We start from the raw sequence: 18,980 nt of genomic DNA, 5'->3' as shown, positions 1-18,980 counted from the left end.
GACGAAAAGAAACGATCGTTTTTTTTCGTCATTTTTACATCCACCAAATAGCTCATCCACAGAGATTTATCTACAAAAACAGCATTCTAAAAATTCATTAATACCACTTTCGTTCAAAAATCGGTGTTTTTTAGAGAAAACCCCGATGCCTACTGTGTTTCGAAAGGGTGCTTGTCCGTCATTGACCCGATGCTTACCGGTCTGTTTTTTGAAGTTTTTCGGATTTTCAGTGAAAAACCTGCCAAAGTCCGCCAAGTCTGCCGGGGCCTTTTTAAATTTCGACGACCTGCTTTCCCCGTTCCGTCTTCCGGTAATAACCATTTCCTTCTGAGATGATTAGGTCATTTTTTTGCAGTTTCCGAAGGAATTTATCGACAGTCGATTCTGAAATTTCACGGACATTCGCTTCCTTGACCACGTCAATGCGTTTGAAAGAATCAAGAAGGGAGACAAACAAGTTGCGCAAATGGTGTGGAAACCGGAAGTGCACTTCCGACGAAGCACTCTGCAACGATGTAGCCACGACATAGGCATGTTGCAGACAAACCTTGCCGAGATGGAAGGCGGTGGCGAAATCATCGTCGCTGATCGTCCAGACACGCTCCGAGCAACCACTCTCGCCCTTGCGCAACGCGGTCAGTTGCATTCCTATGCGAAAAATAGCCAGACGATAGCGCAGGACCGTCGATTCCATGTCTTCGTTACCGAAAGAACGGACATTGTAGTACTCGCGCTCGAAAAAACGATCGAGGCGTTTACGTTGGGCATCACTAAATTTGACCCAGGTCGGAGAGTTGTCGAGAAAAACTCCGATATCGAGCACACGCTGCCCCCAACTTTCAAAATATTCGGATGCTGCCGGGCTATCGTCGGCCGAAGTCAACGGACGATAGGTCCCGCTTCCCGGTATGCGGTACATCAGAATACGGCTGAAGAGACCGTTTTCGGTCGAAGGGATCAGGCGGGGAAGCATGGCAGGAGTACCGCTCAGCAGTAGTGCCAAGTTGGGCCGTTTGACCATGAACGATCCGCTGCTTTTCGTCGAGCTGCCTACAGGTTCATGATGATACGACTTGTTCAGCACATCGTTATATTTGCCAAAATCCTGCGAGAACATGCTCAAGACCGTCTCCATCTCTGTATCGACCATGCAGGATGTGTAAGGATAGTTGGCTTCGAGCAGTTCCACGAGCCGGGCCTGCGTGACGTTACCCGTCAGCGCAAGGTTTCTCTGTTTCACCACCTTCGGCTTTGACGGAGCCGGACCGAGCGGCTGTTTGGAGGTCTGTTTCTGACGTTTATGCATCTTGTAGTTATCGTATGCTTCCTGCAACTCTTCATATTCTTCAACCTGGTGACGAGAATTGTCATAAATATACTGTTGCCAGGGTTCGAGCATCCGTTGCAGGGCAGCGATACGCCCTTTCCCACTTCCAGAACCGCCGGTTATGATCGAATAAAAGGCAGGTGTGTAATCGTGTTCGCCCAACGAACCTTTGACACCAGGAGACACGCTGCTCAGAAGCGTCAGCGAAGAAATCAGCAAAATGTCGCGATCCGTACGACTGTACGCACATTTCAATATGTCCGTGAGAAGAGGTGGTAAGTGATCGTAGATATTCTCGTCAAAGCAAGGAAGAAGGGTGTTATCCAGCTCTATATCATCACATTCGCCGTATTCTGCATCCTTTTGTGCCATTTTGGGAAAGGGGGTGGCAGACTTGGCAGATTTGGCAGACTTCGGGACGGAACTGGTCCCGTCCGGACGGAACGCACAGCTCCCATGCGAGGCACTGTAGCGTCGGTAGATGTCGTTTACTGTTGTCTCGACCTCGGCAGCCGGAAAGTCGGCCGAACCGTAGCGGCGGACACACTCACTGACAGCGTCGTAGAGAGAAAAGCCGGCATTGTTCAAGACAGAGGACAGCTTTACAAGATAGGAATGACGGTTACCGGCAACAAAAGTATTGTTTTGTTCATACTTGTCAATGTAGTTCGAAAGCCGCGTGCCGGAGCACACGCTTCCGGAGGAATGTCCGGAAGCGTGTGCTCCGGGTCAGCAACGGGGATTTCGATCGCTTCAGATTCTTCCTTATAAAAAGCGTTCGGATCATGGCCGGCGAAACAGCCACGGTTCGGATCTTTTCCACTGACGTCCACCTTCACGCCCGGAAGATCCACTTCGACACGGTGTTTGACGATTTCAAAGGCCAAGTTATGATTTTTCAAATCACTGTCGACCATTATGAAGAGCTTGACGCCGGTCCCGGAAGGGCTGACATGACCGGCTTTCACATACGGGAACTCAGCCGCCCGGCGGAGCAATTCAAGGACGGGTATAGGCGAATCGTCTATATCGATCACTATGCAAGCACTATAGCGCGCCATGTGTTCCAACTTACGACCTCCTTCCATCACGCCGCCGGCGACATAGAGGGGCAGTTTTTTCTTGTAAGCATCAGCTTCATCCTTCTTGCCGGCTTTGATAAGCCCACGCAGATAGGCGATCGGTCTCGCATACTCACCACTCTTCACCTTACCGATGTACTGATTCAAGGTCATCAAACTGGCGCTCCCTGTCTGGAACGCAGAGTCGAAGTAAGTACCTTCGACTTCTTTTTGTATTACCATACTATTGTGTATTAAATGAAAGGCTACAGTTCCCGCAGGAACGCTTCGTGCGGCTCTTTCGGTTGTTTATTCTTTCTAAGGTTCCCCCAAGTGCTCAACCAGGCAGGCGACCTGCTTCGGCGTATAAAGTTTCTGGAATTTCACCCATCCCGCAGCCAAAAGTTTTTCTTTCAGACCACGCGAAGTCCGTATCCATACCCACATCCTTTTATAGGCAGTCTCAGGGGGAGATTCCGGGAAATAAAGGAGCGCGAATTCGGTAACACCCATGGCTCCTTTTGCCGATATAAGCTCTATTTTTTTATCATTCATAATAATTTTGATTTAAACATTCTAATACATTATAAATGTACGACATTTTTTGGTACCATGCAAGGAATCCGACAATTATTTTACAAAAAAAACAAGAAATACCGCCAAAACCTCAGCTAACCGTATATACCTTTCCCGCCAGACCTCAGGACACCGTATCTTTGTAATGTAGTAAATCACTAACCCTTAATCTATTAATCGTATGTCAGTAAAGTACAAACTTGTTTTAAAAAAAGACTTGACCAAAGGTGCGGCAATCGATGCCAAGCGGTATTATGCCTCGGCCAATGTCACTGGTATGATGGATTTCGACACGATCTGCGATGTGGTGGCAGACCGTTCAACAGCCAGCGACGGTGACGTGGCTCTCGTCTTGTTGGGACTGATCCGTTGCATGCAAGAAGCGTTGTTGCGTGGAGAAGTGGTCCAATTGGGTGCATTGGGCAACTTCCGGCTCTCACTCGGAAGCTCCGGAGTGGTAAATGCGGATGATTTTCACGCATCATTGATCAGGAAGCCGCGAATAATCTATTCTCCGGGAGTTAAGCTGCGCGAAATGATCGCCAAAGTGAGTATTGAACGTATTGGACAAGAGACAGATAAGTCCAATGCAGGTGGTGAAGATGACAGACCAGGAGAATTATGAAACCAGCGCAAATCAACTTCGTAAAAGAATGCCTACCGGCAGCTGTGTCGGCAGGAGCCGCCTTCAACCTGAATCCGCTGGTCATTCTGGCACAGGCGGCGTTTGAAAGCGGCTGGGGAACGAGCAATCTGGCAAAGGAGTGCCGAAACTATTTCGGACTGACCGCCTATGGATGCAGCAACGCTTATTGGCATGGTGGGAAAACTACCGTAAAGGCATCCTCCTATCCATTGAATTTCCGACGCTACGACACACGAGAGAATTCCTTCCTCGATTTCGCCCGCTTGATACGGAACAATTATCGCTCCGCTTGGCAGGTAAGCAACGACCCGCAGGCCTATGCAAAGGAGATCGCCTACAGTCCTTACATCAGCGAACTGAACGGCGATAATCGGGAAACGTACCGGCACAGTATCATCCAGATCACACAAACGATACAGGCGGTGATGGCGTTAATCGGAGAATAACGGTTCAACCGTATGCCATACCAAACAACCACCCCATAGGGAGGGGTCAAAACTATCCTGTTCCCGCGCTTGACACGGGATCGCATTAAAACCGACGCTACAAAAATCTGATTGATAAGGTCCGTCTTTTTGCGACCCCGCATCAAGTGCAATGTATTATTAACTCTAAACGACTATCCATCATGAAAAAGATCAGAAAGGTTCTTGAATTTATCTTGGCTTTGTTGAATTTTTTGTTCCACTTTAAACCTGTACCGGATGAGACACCTCCCATCAGCCCTGAAAGTTTTCCTCTCCCTGATTATCAAGATCTTGAGAAGAGGAATGAACCTCTATTTGAGACTATCTGTTAGGGTCAGGCTCTGGTAAAACGCAAAAAGCCCGTCTGCGAAAGGCAGACAGGCTTTTTTTATTTGTTTGTTGAATAAGCCGGAATTTATTCAGCAGCTTTTTCTTCTGCAACCGGTGCTTCTGCAACAGGAGCTTCTGTTTCAGCAGCAGCTGTAGACTTTTTACGAGAACGTCTTGTCTTAGTCGCTTTCTTAGCTGTAGCTGTCTTCAACATGTTTTCGTTGTAATCAACCAGTTCAATGAAGCACATGGCTGCGTTATCACCCAGACGGTTACCAGTCTTCAGGATACGAGTGTAACCACCCGGACGGTCACCGATCTTCTGAGATACTTCCTTGAACAATTCTGTTACAGCATATTTGTCTTGCAAATTGCTGAATACCACACGTCTTGAGTGAGTTGTATCCTCTTTAGACTTAGTGATAAGCGGTTCTACGAACTTACGGAGCGCTTTAGCTTTAGCAACAGTCGTAAAGATTCTCTTATGCTTGATAAGAGAACATGCCATGTTTGAAAGCATTGCGTTACGGTGAGTGTTCGTACGACCTAAATGATTTATTTTCTTATTGTGTCTCATCGCTATACTTACTCTTTATCTAATTTATATTTAGTGATATCCATACCGAATGAAAGGTTCAGACTCTCAAGCAGTTCATCAAGTTCTGTAAGTGACTTCTTACCGAAGTTACGGAATTTCAACAGGTCATTCTTGTTGAATTTAACCAGTTCACCTAATGTTTCAACATCTGCGGCCTTCAAGCAATTCAATGCGCGAACGGAAAGATCCATATCCGAGAGCTTGCTCTTCAGCAACTGACGCATGTGAAGCACTTCTTCATCGAATTCCTCATTACCGTCAGTGTCAACTGTCTCGATAGCAATCTTTTCATCTGAGAACAACATGAAATGGTGAATCAGAATCTTAGCTGCTTCTTTTAACGCTTCCTTCGGATGAATAGAACCATCAGTGGCTATTTCAAGAACCAACTTTTCGTAGTCCGTCTTTTGCTCAACACGGAAGTTCTCGATCGAATACTTAACGTTGCGAATAGGTGTGTAAATAGAGTCGATTGCAATCACGTGCATGTCTGCATTCGGATCTCTGTTTTCATCAGCGGGAACATATCCGCGACCTTTGTTAATCGTCAGCTCGATCTGGAAACCTGCGTTCGGATCCAAACGACAAATAACCAACTCAGGATTCAATACCTCGAATCCGGTCAGCTGTTTACCAATATCACCGGCTTTGAACACTTCCGAACCCGAAACAGTAATACTTACTTTTTCATTCTCTATGTCGTCTACAATATGCTTGAACCGTACTTGTTTCAGATTCAAGATAATGTTTGTCACATCCTCGATAACACCGGGGATTGTACCAAATTCATGGTCAACCCCTTCGATTTTAATGGATGTAATAGCAAAACCTTCAAGTGACGACAGGAGAATACGGCGCAGAGCATTACCTATAGTAATACCATAGCCGGGTTCCAACGGACGAAATTCAAACTTTCCGAAGAAATTGTCCGCTTCCAACATTAATACTTTATCGGGTTTTTGAAATGCTAATATCGCCATGGAAATCAATTATTATTTAGAATACAATTCTACGATCAACTGCTCTTTAATGTTTTCAGGAATGTCAGCTCTTTCCGGCAGATGCAGTAATTTTCCGCTTAAAGAAGACTGATCCCATTCGATCCAAGGATACTTGCTGTGGTTGAATCCTGACAGTGCGTCGGCAATCACTTCAAGAGATTTGGATTTTTCTCTAACACCAATAACCTGACCGGCTTTTACAGAGTAAGAAGGAATGTTTACAACCTTACCGTCTACTGTAATGTGACGATGAGAAACCAACTGACGGGCAGCAGCACGCGTCGGGGCAATACCCAAACGGAATACTACGTTATCCAAACGGCTTTCCAGTAACTGCAACAGCACTTCACCGGTAATACCTTTTGAACGTGATGCCTTTTCAAACAGGTTTCTAAACTGTTTTTCCAATACACCGTAAGTGTATTTAGCTTTTTGCTTCTCACGAAGCTGGATTCCGTACTCGGAAGTTTTTCTCTTGCGGGCATTTCCGTGCTGTCCGGGAGGATAGTTCTTTTTTGAAAGAACTTTATCCGGTCCGAATATTGCCTCACCAAACTTACGGGCAATTCTTGTTTTAGGTCCAGTATATCTTGCCATTTTTTTATTGTTTTAATGTTCTGTTCTGAATCTGGAACCGTGCAGCCGCGACTACAGAGAGGATAAGGTCTTTGTGTAATCTATTCACAATTCCGGATTCAATGTTCAAGAAACTATAGTTAATTATACTCTTCTCTTTTTCGGAGGACGACAACCATTGTGAGGAAGCGGAGTAACGTCTACGATTTCCGTTACTTCAATACCTGCACCGTGGATAGTTCTGATAGCAGACTCACGTCCGTTACCCGGTCCCTTTACGAATACTTTTACTTTTCTCAAACCAAGATCGTAAGCTACTTTTGCACAATCCTGAGCTGCCATCTGGGCTGCATACGGAGTGTTCTTTTTAGAACTTCTGAATCCCATCTTACCAGCAGAAGACCAACTGATTACCTGACCTTCGCTATTAGCAAGAGATACAATAATGTTGTTAAAAGAAGAATGAATATGAGCTTGACCGTAAGCGTCAACTTTTACGTTTCTCTTCTTTGCTGCGACTGTTTTCTTTGCCATATCAATTCTTATTATTTAGTAGCTTTTTTCTTATTTGCAACAGTTTTCTTCTTACCCTTACGAGTACGAGCATTGTTCTTTGTGCTCTGGCCTCTCAAAGGTAAACCAATACGGTGACGAACACCCCTGTAACATCCGATATCCATCAGACGCTTGATGTTCAGCTGAACTTCTGAACGAAGGTCACCTTCCACCTTATATTCAGCGCCAATGACTTCACGTACTTTTGCAGCTTGATCGTCTGTCCAGTCTTTTACTTTGATATCACGATCGATCCCTGCTTTGTCTAAAATGGATTTTGAAGCGCTACGACCAATACCATAAATATAGGTCAAGGCAATTTCTCCTCTTTTATTTTGTGGCAAGTCTACACCAACTATTCTTATAGCCATATTACTTACTTAAATTATTTTGCAAAAATAATAAATTATCCTTGACGTTGTTTATACTTAGGATTTTTCTTGTTAATTACGTATAAGCGTCCCTTTCTTCTAACGATTTTGCATTCGGGAGTACGCTTCTTTAAAGATGCTCTTACTTTCATATCTTGTTGTTTTTTTTATTTATATCTAAAAGCAATTCTACCTTTCGATAGATCATACGGAGACATCTCAACTCTTACTTTATCACCGGGAAGGATCTTTATGTAGTGCATGCGCATCTTCCCTGAGATATGAGCAGTGATTTCATGTCCGTTCTCTAATTCTACACGAAACATTGCGTTCGACAATGCTTCTACTATAACTCCATCTTGTTCAATTGCTGACTGTTTAGCCATATAAAATTAAATCAAATTAAATTGCATTATTACCTAAAACTTCTTCTAAAAACTCGAATGAAGACAAGATCTGGGGACCTTCGGGACGGATTGCGATACAATGCTCGAAATGAGCCGAACACTTTCTATCTTTCGTACGGACCGTCCAACCATCTTTCTCAAAAACGACATTCTTACTTCCCATATTAATCATCGGCTCAATGCAGATGCACATACCGCTGCGCAATAGGGGACCGCAACCAGGACGCCCATAATTGGGGACTTCAGGTTCTTCGTGCATCTTCCGTCCGATACCGTGACCGACTAGTTCCCTGACAACAGAGTAACCTTTCGATTCACAATAAAACTGTACGGCATGGCTGATATCTCCGAGGCGTTTGCCTTCAATGGCATGCTGAATTCCCAAGTAAAGCGATTCCTTTGTTGTCTTCAACAAGGCTTTCACTTTGGGATCGACTTCGCCCACACAAAACGTATAGGCTGAGTCACCGACAAAACCATTCAAAACCGTACCGCAGTCGACAGATATAACATCCCCTTCTTTCAGTATTGTCTTCGAAGAAGGAATACCGTGTACAACCTGTTCATTCACGGAAGCACATATGGAATTTGGGAAACCTCCGTATCCTAAAAATGCCGGAACCGCACCATTATCTCTAATGAATTCCTCGGCAATCTTATCAAGCTGAAGCGTATTGACACCGGGAGCGATATGTTTGGCCAATTCGCCAAGCGTCTTACCCACCAGTTGATTCGCCGCACGCATCAACTCAATTTCTTCATCTGTTTTTAAATAGATCATTCTAATTAATAAGCACCAACTGCGCCTGAGCGACCTTTAATTCTTCCTGACTTCAACAAACCGTCATAATGACGCATCAGCAAATGACTTTCTACTTGCTGCAGTGTGTCCAACACCACACCAACCAGGATCAACAAAGATGTTCCGCCAAAGAACTGCGAGAACTCCATACTTACACCGGCAATCCGGGCAAAAGCAGGCATGATAGCCACTACTGCAAGGAAAAATGCTCCCGGCAAAGTAATACGGTCCATGATGGTATCCAAATAATCTTTGGTACTCTTTCCAGGCTTAACACCCGGAATGAACCCGTTGTTTCTCTTCAAATCATCCGACATCTGAGTCGGATTGATCGTGATAGCTGTATAGAAATATGTAAACAAGATAATCAGTACAGCAAATACGAAGTTGTACCAAAATCCGGTATTGTCCATAAATGCAGCTACGAAACCAGACTGTTCGCCTGTGCTTGAGAAACCGACGATTGAAATAGGAATAAACATGATTGCCTGAGCAAAGATGATAGGCATCACGTTTGCAGCATTCACCTTAAGAGGAATGTACTGGCGCGCACCACCATATTGTTTATTTCCGATGATCCGTTTTGCATACTGTACGGGCACTTTACGAGTACCTTGTACTAACAGGATCGCACCTGCGATAACCAGCAAAAGGAACAACATTTCAAACAAGAACATAACCAGACCACCGGTTTTCTCACTCGTCCGGGAAACAAATTCCTGAAACAACGAATGCGGCAGACGGGCTATAATACCAACTAAAATGATAAATGAAATACCATTTCCAACACCTTTATCTGTAATTCTTTCACCAAGCCATAAGATAAACATACTTCCAGCAGCTAAAATAACTGTAGAAGAAATTGTAAACCATATACCTGCAGGCAGAGCTGCTCCGGCGGCTTTCAGTTGTACACTTAAGTTAACAAGATAAGTAGGACCCTGGAACAGAAGGATAGCCACTGTCAGATAACGAGTCCACTGGTTGATCTTACGACGACCACTCTCTCCCTCTCTCTGCAATTTCTGGAAAGAAGGAACTGCAATTGCCATCAACTGCATTACAATGGAAGCGGAGATATACGGCATAATCCCTAATGCAAAAATAGAAGCATTAGAGAAAGCACCACCAGAGAACATGTCCAACAACGCCAGCAATCCGCCTCTTGTCTGTTCCTGCAAAGCGGTCAACGCTTTAGGATCAATACCCGGAAGAACGACGTATGTACCAAAACGGTATATAGCCACCAATAAAAGAGTGGTGAGGATCCGATTTCTCAGATCCTCAATCTTCCAGATATTTTTTATTGTTTCAACTGCTCTCATAACTTAGAGTTTAACAACAGTTCCACCTACTGCCTGGATAGCAGCTTCAGCACTCTTGGAGAAAGCGTGAGCTTCCACTTCAAGTTTAGCTGTCAAGTTGCCTTTAGCAAGAATCTTAACCAACTGGGAAGAGGAAATGAAACCTGCTTCAATCAGTTCGTTGATGCCAATCTTAGAGAGCTGCTGAGCTTCAGCCATGCCCTGTAATGTAGAAAGATTGATAGCTTTGTATTCAACGCGGTTAATATTCTTGAAACCAAATTTAGGTAAACGTCTCTGTATAGGCATCTGACCACCTTCGAAACCAATTTTCTGCTTGTAACCGGATCTTGATTTCGCACCTTTATGACCTCTTGTTGAAGTTCCTCCTAATCCTGAACCCGGACCACGGCCGATTCTTTTTCTGGTCTTGGTAGATCCTTCAGCAGGTTTTAAATTTGATAAATTCATATCGTATAATTTATTTTTCAACCGTTATTACTTTACTACTGAAACCAAATGTTTCACTTTCTCAACCATACCCAGAATAGCCGGAGTAGCTTCATGTTCTACTACCTGGTTCATTTTCTTCAGACCCAGCGCGTCAAGAGTTCTCTTTTGGTCTTTCGGGCATTTAATTCTACTTTTTGTCTGCTTAACTTTAATAGTTGCCATAACTTATTATCCTCCCTAATTAACCTTTGAATACTTTTTCAACTGCAACATTTCTGTTCTGGGCAACCATCAACGGGCTTCTTAACTCACTCAGTGCAGCGATAGTTGCCTTCACCAAGTTGTGAGGATTAGAAGAACCCTTTGACTTAGCCAAAACGTCTGTGATACCCACACTTTCCAATACAGCACGCATAGCACCACCTGCTTTAACACCAGTACCATGAGAAGCCGGTTTGATCAGTACCTGAGCGCCACCGAACTTAGCCAACTGTTCATGAGGAATAGTACCTTTGTGAACAGGAACTTTAATCAGATTTTTCTTTGCAGCTTCAACACCTTTTGCGATCGCTGTCGTTACTTCACCGGCTTTACCTAAGCCCCAACCAACGATACCGTCTTCGTTTCCTACTACGACAATAGCAGCAAAACTGAATGTGCGTCCACCCTTGGTTACTTTAGTTACGCGGTTGATTGCAACCAAACGGTCCTTCAACTCTATGTCGTTGGTCGACTTAACTCTATTATTAACTCCTGCCATCTTCATTAAAATTTAAGGCCGCCGTTACGTGCAGCATCTGCTAATTCTTTAATTCTCCCGTGATACAAGTAACCGTTACGGTCGAAAACAACAGCCTGTACACCAGCTTCCTGGGCAACTTTGGCAATCTGTTCTCCAACCTTGGCAGCAATCTCTTTTTTCGGAGCTTTAACATCCATCTTCAAAGAAGATGCCGCAGCCAAAGTCTTACCTGTAGTATCATCTATAACCTGTGCATAGATCTGCTTATTGCTTCTAAACACAGTCAGGCGCGGACGTTCAGGAGTCCCTGAAATTTTACCGCGTACACCTGCTTTTATCTTTAATCTTCTTTCTTCCTTCGTTGTCATGATAATTTCAGTTTACGTAGATTACTTACCTGCTGATTTACCAGACTTTCTGCGAATTTCTTCACCCACGAACTTAATACCTTTACCTTTATACGGCTCCGGCATTCTGAATGAACGAATCTTAGCACAAATCTGTCCCAGTAATTGTTTATCAGCCGATTCAAGGATAATAAGAGGATTTTTATTTCTCTCTGCCTTTGTTTCAACTTTCACTTCCTTAGGCAACTGCATGTAGATGTTGTGAGTATAACCTAAAGAAAGATCTAACAGCTGACCTGTATTTGTCACACGGTAACCGACACCGACAAGTTCCAGTTCCTTTTTGTATCCTTCTGAACAACCAACCACCATATTGTTAATCAGCGAACGATACAAACCGTGCAGCGCACGATGGTTCTTTTCGTCTGTCGGACGTGTCAGATGAATGATTCCATCTTCCAAAGTCACATTAATATCAGGATTCACAGCCTGAGTCATCTCACCTTTGGGACCTTTTACAGTCACTACATTATCCTTAATGGTAACCGTAACACCGGCCGGTACATGAATTGGTAATTTTCCTATTCTTGACATTCTTCTTTCCTCCTAATTAATAAACATAACATAATACTTCACCACCGATCTTCAGATCACGGGCTTCTTTGTCTGTCATCACACCTTTAGAAGTAGAAAGAACGGCAATACCTAAACCATTCAATACTCTTGGCATTTCCTTGTAACCAGTGTACTTACGCAAACCAGGGGTAGAAACTCTCTCAAGTTTCTTGATCGCATTTACTTTGTTTACCAGGTCATACTTCAAGGCAATCTTAATTGTACCCTGAGGACCATCTTCTACAAACTTAAAATTAAGAATGTAGCCCTTGTCGAAAAGGATCTTAGTGATCTCTTTCTTTAAATTTGACGCCGGCACTTCAACAACTCTGTGCTTCGCTTTGATCGCATTACGCAATCTTGTCAAATAATCTGCAATAGGATCTGTCATATATAAATGAATTAAATTGATCCGGCCACCCGGACAATATTTAAATTAAAAAAACTCTTACCAACTTGCTTTCTTTACACCCGGGATTAAACCATGAGATGCCATTTCACGCAGTTGAATACGAGAAATACCGAACTGGCGTACATAGCCTTTCGGACGACCTGTAATTTTACAACGATTGTGCAAACGTACAGGAGAAGCATTTTTAGGTAAAGCCTGTAAAGCTTCGTAGTCACCTGCTGCTTTTAATTCTGCTCTTTTAGCAGCATATTTTGCTACGAGCTTTGCTCTTTTCACCTCACGGGCTTTCATTGATTCCTTTGCCATAACTACTTAGTCTTTTTTTGCATTTTTAAAAGGCAATCCAAATTCTCTCAAGAGAGCATACCCTTCTTCGTCTGTTTTCGCAGAGGTCACAAAGGTAATATTCATTCCCAATATTTTGGTAATATTATCGATATTTATTTCAGGGAAAATGATTTGTTCCTGAATTCCGAGGGTATAATTACCTCTTCCGTCCAACTTACTTTCGATCCCCTTAAAGTCACGAATACGAGGAAGAGCTACGCGAACAAGTCTTTCCAGAAATTCATACATCTGTTCACGGCGTAATGTTACCATTACACCAATTGGCATTTTCTTACGCAACTTGAAGTTAGAGATATCCTTCTTTGAAACCGTCGCAACAGCCTTCTGACCTGTAATTGCAGACAATTCGCTGATGGCAATATCGATAATCTTCTTATCTGCAGCAGCCATACCCAAACCTTGATTGATAACAATCTTCTTCAGTACGGGAACCTGCATTACGGTTTTATAACCGAACTCTTTCGTCAAAGCAGGAACAATTCTGTCCTGATATTCTTTCTTAAGACTGGCAGTATTGCTCATTACTTAATTTCCTCCCCTGATTTTTTAGAATAACGCACTAAAGCACCTTTTTCGTCTAATTTACGACCGATACGTGTCGGCTTACCGGATTTCGGATCAACAACGTTCAGGTTAGAAATATGAATAGGAGCTTCCTTCTTTTCAATACCTCCTTGAGGATTCTTTGCATTAGGCTTGGTATGCTTTGATACCATATTAATACCTTCTACAATGGCACGGTTGTCTTTTACAAGAACTTCTAAAACACGACCTGTCTTACCTTTGTCTTCGCCGGCATTAACAAAAACTATATCGCCTTTTTTGATATGTAATTTGCTCATTACTTTAAGTTTTACAAAATTAAAGCACTTCTGGTGCAAGTGAAACAATTTTCATGTTTGTTGCACGAAGTTCTCTGGCAACCGGACCAAAGATACGGCTTCCACGAATATCACCACCGGCATTCAACAATACGCAAGCGTTATCATCAAAACGGATGTATGAACCATCCGGGCGGCGAATCTCTTTTTTAGTGCGAACAATGATAGCCTTAGAAACAGCACCCTTCTTCACATCACTCGACGGGATTACACTCTTGATTGCTACTACAATTACATCCCCGACAGTGGCGTAACGTTTTCTTGTACCGCCCAAAACACGAATACACAACGCTTCTTTTGCACCACTGTTATCTGCTACTACTAGTCTTGATTCTTGTTGTATCATGTTACTTAGCCCTTTCGATTATTTGAACTAATCTCCATCTTTTTGTTTTGCTCAAAGGACGAGTTTCCATAATTTTTACAGTATCGCCGATACCGCATTCATTCTTTTCGTCATGAGCATGATATTTCTTCGTCTTATTAACGAACTTTCCATAAATGGGGTGCTTTTCCTTCCATTTAATAGCAACCGTGATGCTCTTATCCATCTTGTTGCTGGTAACCACGCCCGTTCTTTCTTTTCTTAAATTTCTAGTTTCCATCAGGCTCAATTTTTGTTGTTAAGTTCTCTCTGGCGCAATTCTGTTTTCATGCGCGCAATCATCCTGCGTTGTTGTTTAATCTGAGCAGGGTTTTCACTCGGAGAAATGCTGTGGTTGATCACTTTCTGATCGTAAGCAGCCACTTCAGCATCAATTCTTTCTACTAACTCCTTCGTGCTCAATTCTCTAATTTCTGCAATCTTCATAACAAATTACGCATTTTGATTAGCCATATCATAATCACGTCTCACAACAAACTTTGTTGTTACCGGAAGCTTTTGTGCAGCCAAGCGCAAAGCTTCCTTAGCAATATCAAAAGGAACCCCTTCGATTTCGAAAATCAAACGACCTGGAGTAACAGGCGCAACAAATCCTTCAGGATTACCTTTACCTTTACCCATACGTACTTCAGCAGGCTTCTTTGTGATTGGTTTGTCCGGGAAAATACGAACCCACACCTGACCTTGACGTTGCATATAACGAGTTACCGCGATACGAGCAGCTTCGATCTGACGACCGGTAATCCATTTATTTTCTAACGCTTTTATACCAAACGAACCGAATGCCAGCTGGTTGCCACGCTGAGCTTCGCCCTTCATGCGACCTTTCTGCTGTCTTCTGAACTTGGTTTTCTTTGGTTGTAACATCTCTTCTTAAATTCTAACGTTTAACGATTAGCTTTCTTTCTCTTGAAGTTCTTATCTCTGCTGCCGCCGGCATTTTCATTTCTGCGACCTGAATCTTTTGATGCAGCGAATGAAGGAGCAAGATCTCTCTTACCATAAACTTCACCACGGCAGATCCAAACCTTAACACCGATCAAACCAACCTTCGTCAACGCTTCAGCCAAAGCATAATCAATATCTGCTCTGAATGTGTGTAACGGAGTTCTTCCTTCTTTATACATTTCTGAACGAGCCATTTCAGCACCGTTCAAACGACCAGAGACTTGCACTTTAATACCTTCGGCCCCCATTCTCATGGTAGAAGCGATAGCCATCTTGATAGCACGACGGTAAGCAATTTTTCCTTCAAGCTGACGAGCAATATTGTTTGCAACGATAACAGCGTCCAATTCGGGTCTTTTTACCTCAAAGATGTTGATCTGAACTTCTTTGTCGGTAATTTTCTTCAACTCTTCTTTCAACTTATCAACTTCCTGACCACCTTTACCGATGATGATACCCGGACGTGATGTGCAAACTGTGATTGTAATCAACTTCAGCGTACGTTCAATAACGACGCGAGATACACTAGCCTTAGCAAGACGAGCATTCAGATATTTACGGATTTTGCTATCTTCCAGCAAAGTGTCTCCGTATTTTTTGCCGCCATACCAATTGGAATCCCAACCGCGGATGATTCCCAAACGATTACTAACCGGATTAACTTTTTGTCCCATCTACAAATTAATTTTGACTATCGTTTTTACTAAGTGTATCAACAAACAGAGTTACATGGTTCGAACGTTTACGAATTCTGTATCCTCTTCCCTGAGGAGCCGGACGCATTCTCTTCAATGTAGTAGCGCAATCTACGCTGATTGAAGATACGCACAACTCTCCAGCTTCTGCTTTACGTTCATTTTTCTGTTCCCAATTGGCAATAGCTGAACGAAGCAATTTTTCTACTCTTGCTGCAGCTTCCTTGTTAGAAAACTTCAAAACACCAAGTGCACGAAATACTTCCATTCCACGGATCATGTCTACAACGAGACGCATCTTGCGGGGAGAAGTCGGCACATTCCGCAACTTTGCGAAGTACATGGTCTTCTGAGCTTCTTTTCTTGCTTCAGCTGATATTCTTTTTCTAGCACCCATTTTATTGATTCTTTTTATTTTCAGATTCCTGAATCCCTGTTACTACCGATTATTTTTTCTTGTTACCGGCGTGACCACGGAACGTACGAGTAGGAGAAAACTCTCCCAGTTTATGACCTACCATGTTCTCGGTTACAAAAACAGGAATAAATTTATTTCCATTGTGAACTGCAATAGTATGACCTACAAAGTCAGGCGAAATCATTGAAGCTCTTGCCCATGTCTTAACGACCGCCTTCTTTCCTGACTCATTCATTGCCAAGACTTTCTTTTCAAGCTTTACATTAATATACGGGCCTTTTTTTAGCGAACGACTCATAGTTTACTTAATTAATCAGATTATTTCTTTCTTCTTTCAATAATATATTTTGAAGAATGCTTCTTCGGAGCTCTTGTCTTCAAGCCCTTAGCATATAAGCCATTACGAGATCTAGGATGACCTCCGGAAGCACGACCTTCACCACCACCCATCGGGTGATCAACCGGGTTCATTACAACACCACGGTTGTGAGGACGACGACCTAACCATCTAGAACGACCGGCTTTACCTGATTTTTCAAGACCATGGTCTGAATTACCTACACTACCAACTGTAGCCTTACAAGCAGCAAGAATCTTTCTGGTTTCGCCAGAAGGCATCTTAATAATTGCATAATCGCCTTCTTTCGAAGTCAACTGAGCAAAAGCACCGGCAGAACGTACTAACTTAGCACCCTGTCCCGGACGAAGCTCAATGTTATGAATAATAGTACCAACGGGAATATTTGCCATCGGCAAAGTATTACCAACCTCAGGAGCGGCTTCGCTACCTGAAACCACTGTTTGGCCAACTTCCAATCCGTTCGGAGCGATGATATAGCTCTTTGCCCCGTCTGCGTAATACAACAGTGCGATACGAGATGTACGGTTAGGATCATACTCGATAGACTTGACTGTTGCAGGAATGCCATCTTTGTTTCTCTTGAAATCGATAAATCTGTACTTCTGTTTGTGACCGCCACCAAGATAACGCATTGTCATCTTACCAGTGTTATTACGACCACCTGTACTCTTCTTACCTACTACAAGAGACTTTTCTGGTGTACTTGCAGTGATTTTATCAAATGCACCAATAACTTTGTGTCTCTGCCCCGGTGTTGTGGGCTTTAATTTACGTATTCCCATTTCTTTTTTTAGATATTACTAAAGAAATCAATTGTTTCTCCTTCTTTCAACGTTACGATAGCCTTCTTAAAAGCTGATTGTTTGCCATTGATAATACCTGATTTGGTATAGCGGCTTTTCTTCTTGCCTGAGTAGTTGATGGTGTTAACATCAACTACTGTAACATTATACATGTCTTCAATGGCTTTTTTAATCTCTAACTTGTTGGCATCAGGAGAAACACGAAAACCATAGCGATTATCCATTTTTTCTGTAATCGCTGTTTGCTTCTCAGTTACTATAGGTTTAATAATAATTCCCATTTTTCTACTCCTTATGCGTTAAACAGTTTTTCAATAACAGCTACAGAACTTTCTGTCAACACCAAATTAACAGCATTTAACACACTATATGTATTTAACTCTGAAGCCGTTATAACATTTGCCTTCTCTAAATTTCTGGCCGACAAATATACGAAATTATTTTTCTCAGATAAAACCAAAAGTAACTTTCCATCAGCCACTTTCAGATTCTTAGCAATTGTTACGAATTCTTTAGTCTTAGGAGCTTCCAAAGTGAAATCTTCTACTACTACAATTGCGTTATTCTTTGCCTTATAAGTCAAGGCAGACTTACGGGCCAAACCTTTAACTTTCTTGTTCAATTTAAACTCATAATCTCTCGGTTTCGGACCGAATACACGGCCACCACCTACCAATACCGGAGAGTTGATGTCGCCACGACGAGCACCACCACCACCTTTCTGGCGGATCAATTTACGAGTACTACCAGAAACTTCACTTCTTTCCTTTGATTTATGAGTTCCCTGACGCTGATTAGCCAAATACTGTTTTACATCCAAGTAAATAGCATGATCATTGGGTTCAATGCCAAAGATAGCATCGTTCAATGTTACCTTTCTTCCGGTATCTTCACCTTTAATATTTAATACGCTCAGTTCCATTACTTTTCAATTAATAAGATTGAACCTTTTGCTCCTGGAACAGATCCTTTTACTAATAAAAGATTGTGTTCCGGCATCACCTTGATCACTTGCAGGTTCTGAACAGTTACACGTTCATTACCCATTTGGCCGGCCATACGCATACCTTTGAATACCTTTGCAGGATAAGAACAGGCACCGATACCACCGGGAGCGCGCAAACGGTTATGCTGACCGTGAGTAGTCTGACCTACACCACCGAAACCATGACGTTTTACTACACCCTGGAAACCTTTACCTTTTGATGTACCTACTACATCAACGAAACCTGCATCTTCCAAATAATCTACGGTGATTACATCACCGAGCTTATATTCGGTTTCAAAATTTTTGAACTCGGCCAAGTATCTCTTGGGAGTTACACCTGCCTTTTTGAAGTGGCCCATTTCTGGCTGTGTTGTGTGTTTCTCTTTTTTCTCTTCGAAACCTAACTGTACAGCTTCATAGCCATCTTTTTCCAAAGTCTTAATCTGTGTAACTACACAAGGACCCACTTCGATAACAGTGCATGGAAGATTTTTTCCCTCGGCACTGAAAACGGATGTCATTCCGATTTTTTTTCCTAATAATCCTGGCATTTCACTAATTTG

Annotated in this window: 34 protein-coding genes; 2 read left to right on the top strand and 32 right to left on the bottom strand. The window is 42.9% G+C overall.

Annotated elements, in window-relative coordinates; translation table 11 throughout:
* Positions 1 to 271: 271 nt before the first annotated feature.
* The 3 genes from KTG12_RS03560 to KTG12_RS03555 form a co-directional block, all read right to left on the bottom strand.
* Positions 272 to 1,915: a DUF3987 domain-containing protein gene (locus KTG12_RS03560; protein WP_227225817.1), complete on the bottom strand. Its 1,644-nt coding sequence runs from the start codon at positions 1,913 to 1,915 to the stop codon at positions 272 to 274.
* Positions 1,916 to 1,929: 14 nt separating this feature from the next.
* Positions 1,930 to 2,631 carry a BT4734/BF3469 family protein gene (locus tag KTG12_RS21645; RefSeq protein ID WP_227225816.1) on the bottom strand — a complete coding sequence of 234 codons (702 nt, stop codon included), beginning with the start codon at positions 2,629 to 2,631 and terminating at the stop codon, positions 1,930 to 1,932.
* Between the two features lie 75 nt (positions 2,632 to 2,706).
* Positions 2,707 to 2,943: a DUF4248 domain-containing protein gene (locus tag KTG12_RS03555; protein ID WP_005634795.1), complete on the bottom strand. Its 237-nt coding sequence runs from the start codon at positions 2,941 to 2,943 to the stop codon at positions 2,707 to 2,709.
* Between the two features lie 202 nt (positions 2,944 to 3,145).
* On the opposite strand from KTG12_RS03555, the gene KTG12_RS03550 reads away from it, so the two are divergent.
* Entirely contained in the window at positions 3,146 to 3,589 is a 444-nt protein-coding gene (locus KTG12_RS03550) for an HU family DNA-binding protein (protein WP_005651334.1), read from the top strand.
* Positions 3,586 to 4,056, top strand: coding sequence for a glucosaminidase domain-containing protein (locus tag KTG12_RS03545; protein WP_005651335.1), 471 nt, complete (start codon positions 3,586 to 3,588; stop codon positions 4,054 to 4,056). Before KTG12_RS03550 ends, KTG12_RS03545 begins: the two co-directional genes overlap by 4 nt.
* Before the next feature lie 436 nt (positions 4,057 to 4,492).
* On the opposite strand, the gene rplQ is transcribed toward KTG12_RS03545, so the two are convergent.
* From rplQ to rplC, 29 genes are all read right to left on the bottom strand, one after another.
* Complete coding sequence (rplQ, locus tag KTG12_RS03540; RefSeq protein WP_005634787.1) at positions 4,493 to 4,984, bottom strand: 50S ribosomal protein L17; 492 nt, start codon at positions 4,982 to 4,984, stop codon at positions 4,493 to 4,495.
* Between the two features lie 8 nt (positions 4,985 to 4,992).
* Entirely contained in the window at positions 4,993 to 5,985 is a 993-nt protein-coding gene (locus KTG12_RS03535) for a DNA-directed RNA polymerase subunit alpha (RefSeq protein WP_005634785.1), read from the bottom strand.
* A 12-nt stretch (positions 5,986 to 5,997) separates the two neighbouring features.
* On the bottom strand, positions 5,998 to 6,603 hold the full coding sequence (rpsD, locus tag KTG12_RS03530; RefSeq protein ID WP_005634783.1) for a 30S ribosomal protein S4: 606 nt from the start codon (positions 6,601 to 6,603) through the stop codon (positions 5,998 to 6,000).
* A gap of 123 nt (positions 6,604 to 6,726) precedes the next feature.
* Positions 6,727 to 7,116, bottom strand: coding sequence for a 30S ribosomal protein S11 (gene rpsK / locus KTG12_RS03525; protein WP_005634781.1), 390 nt, complete (start codon positions 7,114 to 7,116; stop codon positions 6,727 to 6,729).
* Positions 7,117 to 7,127: 11 nt separating this feature from the next.
* Complete coding sequence (gene rpsM, locus KTG12_RS03520) at positions 7,128 to 7,508, bottom strand: 30S ribosomal protein S13 (RefSeq protein WP_005634778.1); 381 nt, start codon at positions 7,506 to 7,508, stop codon at positions 7,128 to 7,130.
* A gap of 35 nt (positions 7,509 to 7,543) precedes the next feature.
* Entirely contained in the window at positions 7,544 to 7,660 is a 117-nt protein-coding gene (ykgO, locus tag KTG12_RS03515; protein ID WP_005645768.1) for a type B 50S ribosomal protein L36, read from the bottom strand.
* 15 nt (positions 7,661 to 7,675) lie between these two features.
* Positions 7,676 to 7,894 carry a translation initiation factor IF-1 gene (infA, locus tag KTG12_RS03510; protein WP_005634776.1) on the bottom strand — a complete coding sequence of 73 codons (219 nt, stop codon included), beginning with the start codon at positions 7,892 to 7,894 and terminating at the stop codon, positions 7,676 to 7,678.
* Positions 7,895 to 7,910: 16 nt separating this feature from the next.
* On the bottom strand, positions 7,911 to 8,696 hold the full coding sequence (gene map / locus KTG12_RS03505; RefSeq protein WP_005651337.1) for a type I methionyl aminopeptidase: 786 nt from the start codon (positions 8,694 to 8,696) through the stop codon (positions 7,911 to 7,913).
* A gap of 5 nt (positions 8,697 to 8,701) precedes the next feature.
* Complete coding sequence (gene secY / locus KTG12_RS03500; RefSeq protein ID WP_005634771.1) at positions 8,702 to 10,042, bottom strand: preprotein translocase subunit SecY; 1,341 nt, start codon at positions 10,040 to 10,042, stop codon at positions 8,702 to 8,704.
* A 3-nt stretch (positions 10,043 to 10,045) separates the two neighbouring features.
* A complete protein-coding gene (gene rplO / locus KTG12_RS03495) occupies positions 10,046 to 10,492 on the bottom strand; it encodes a 50S ribosomal protein L15 (RefSeq protein ID WP_005634769.1) in 447 nt (148 codons plus the stop codon).
* A gap of 27 nt (positions 10,493 to 10,519) precedes the next feature.
* Positions 10,520 to 10,696 (bottom strand): 50S ribosomal protein L30, encoded by a 177-nt coding sequence (gene rpmD, locus KTG12_RS03490; RefSeq protein ID WP_005651341.1) that lies wholly within the window; start codon positions 10,694 to 10,696, stop codon positions 10,520 to 10,522.
* Positions 10,697 to 10,715: 19 nt separating this feature from the next.
* Positions 10,716 to 11,234, bottom strand: a complete 519-nt coding sequence (gene rpsE / locus KTG12_RS03485; protein WP_005651343.1) for a 30S ribosomal protein S5 — start codon at positions 11,232 to 11,234, stop codon at positions 10,716 to 10,718.
* A 5-nt stretch (positions 11,235 to 11,239) separates the two neighbouring features.
* Positions 11,240 to 11,584, bottom strand: coding sequence for a 50S ribosomal protein L18 (rplR, locus tag KTG12_RS03480; RefSeq protein WP_005634763.1), 345 nt, complete (start codon positions 11,582 to 11,584; stop codon positions 11,240 to 11,242).
* Between the two features lie 21 nt (positions 11,585 to 11,605).
* Entirely contained in the window at positions 11,606 to 12,157 is a 552-nt protein-coding gene (gene rplF, locus KTG12_RS03475; protein ID WP_005634760.1) for a 50S ribosomal protein L6, read from the bottom strand.
* 16 nt (positions 12,158 to 12,173) lie between these two features.
* Positions 12,174 to 12,569: a 30S ribosomal protein S8 gene (gene rpsH / locus KTG12_RS03470; RefSeq protein WP_005634758.1), complete on the bottom strand. Its 396-nt coding sequence runs from the start codon at positions 12,567 to 12,569 to the stop codon at positions 12,174 to 12,176.
* A gap of 57 nt (positions 12,570 to 12,626) precedes the next feature.
* Positions 12,627 to 12,896, bottom strand: a complete 270-nt coding sequence (gene rpsN / locus KTG12_RS03465) for a 30S ribosomal protein S14 (RefSeq protein ID WP_005634756.1) — start codon at positions 12,894 to 12,896, stop codon at positions 12,627 to 12,629.
* A 6-nt stretch (positions 12,897 to 12,902) separates the two neighbouring features.
* Positions 12,903 to 13,460 (bottom strand): 50S ribosomal protein L5, encoded by a 558-nt coding sequence (gene rplE, locus KTG12_RS03460; protein ID WP_005634754.1) that lies wholly within the window; start codon positions 13,458 to 13,460, stop codon positions 12,903 to 12,905.
* Positions 13,460 to 13,780, bottom strand: a complete 321-nt coding sequence (gene rplX, locus KTG12_RS03455) for a 50S ribosomal protein L24 (RefSeq protein ID WP_005634752.1) — start codon at positions 13,778 to 13,780, stop codon at positions 13,460 to 13,462. Before rplX ends, rplE begins: the two co-directional genes overlap by 1 nt.
* Before the next feature lie 19 nt (positions 13,781 to 13,799).
* Positions 13,800 to 14,165 (bottom strand): 50S ribosomal protein L14, encoded by a 366-nt coding sequence (gene rplN, locus KTG12_RS03450; protein WP_005634749.1) that lies wholly within the window; start codon positions 14,163 to 14,165, stop codon positions 13,800 to 13,802.
* 1 nt (position 14,166) lies between these two features.
* On the bottom strand, positions 14,167 to 14,424 hold the full coding sequence (rpsQ, locus tag KTG12_RS03445; protein WP_005634746.1) for a 30S ribosomal protein S17: 258 nt from the start codon (positions 14,422 to 14,424) through the stop codon (positions 14,167 to 14,169).
* Positions 14,425 to 14,429: 5 nt separating this feature from the next.
* A complete protein-coding gene (rpmC, locus tag KTG12_RS03440; RefSeq protein WP_005634744.1) occupies positions 14,430 to 14,630 on the bottom strand; it encodes a 50S ribosomal protein L29 in 201 nt (66 codons plus the stop codon).
* Positions 14,631 to 14,636: 6 nt separating this feature from the next.
* A complete protein-coding gene (gene rplP / locus KTG12_RS03435; RefSeq protein WP_005634742.1) occupies positions 14,637 to 15,071 on the bottom strand; it encodes a 50S ribosomal protein L16 in 435 nt (144 codons plus the stop codon).
* A gap of 20 nt (positions 15,072 to 15,091) precedes the next feature.
* Complete coding sequence (rpsC, locus tag KTG12_RS03430; RefSeq protein WP_005634741.1) at positions 15,092 to 15,826, bottom strand: 30S ribosomal protein S3; 735 nt, start codon at positions 15,824 to 15,826, stop codon at positions 15,092 to 15,094.
* A 7-nt stretch (positions 15,827 to 15,833) separates the two neighbouring features.
* Positions 15,834 to 16,244, bottom strand: a complete 411-nt coding sequence (gene rplV / locus KTG12_RS03425) for a 50S ribosomal protein L22 (protein ID WP_005634739.1) — start codon at positions 16,242 to 16,244, stop codon at positions 15,834 to 15,836.
* A 49-nt stretch (positions 16,245 to 16,293) separates the two neighbouring features.
* The gene (rpsS, locus tag KTG12_RS03420; RefSeq protein WP_005634738.1) at positions 16,294 to 16,563 is read right to left on the bottom strand and encodes a 30S ribosomal protein S19; all 270 of its coding nucleotides are present in this window, start codon (positions 16,561 to 16,563) and stop codon (positions 16,294 to 16,296) included.
* A gap of 20 nt (positions 16,564 to 16,583) precedes the next feature.
* Entirely contained in the window at positions 16,584 to 17,408 is an 825-nt protein-coding gene (gene rplB / locus KTG12_RS03415) for a 50S ribosomal protein L2 (RefSeq protein ID WP_005634735.1), read from the bottom strand.
* An 8-nt stretch (positions 17,409 to 17,416) separates the two neighbouring features.
* Positions 17,417 to 17,710: a 50S ribosomal protein L23 gene (rplW, locus tag KTG12_RS03410; protein ID WP_005634733.1), complete on the bottom strand. Its 294-nt coding sequence runs from the start codon at positions 17,708 to 17,710 to the stop codon at positions 17,417 to 17,419.
* An 11-nt stretch (positions 17,711 to 17,721) separates the two neighbouring features.
* Positions 17,722 to 18,351 carry a 50S ribosomal protein L4 gene (rplD, locus tag KTG12_RS03405; RefSeq protein WP_005634732.1) on the bottom strand — a complete coding sequence of 210 codons (630 nt, stop codon included), beginning with the start codon at positions 18,349 to 18,351 and terminating at the stop codon, positions 17,722 to 17,724.
* Complete coding sequence (gene rplC, locus KTG12_RS03400; RefSeq protein WP_005634730.1) at positions 18,351 to 18,968, bottom strand: 50S ribosomal protein L3; 618 nt, start codon at positions 18,966 to 18,968, stop codon at positions 18,351 to 18,353. The genes rplD and rplC overlap by 1 nt, the downstream gene beginning before the upstream one ends.
* Positions 18,969 to 18,980 lie beyond the last annotated feature (12 nt).

Origin of the sequence: Parabacteroides sp. MSK.9.14 (assembly GCF_019041495.1) — a bacterium.
Lineage (GTDB): Bacteria > Bacteroidota > Bacteroidia > Bacteroidales > Tannerellaceae > Parabacteroides > Parabacteroides merdae.
The sequence above is the reverse complement of the archived record's forward strand: the minus strand, read 5'-3'. Positions and strand labels throughout refer to the sequence as shown.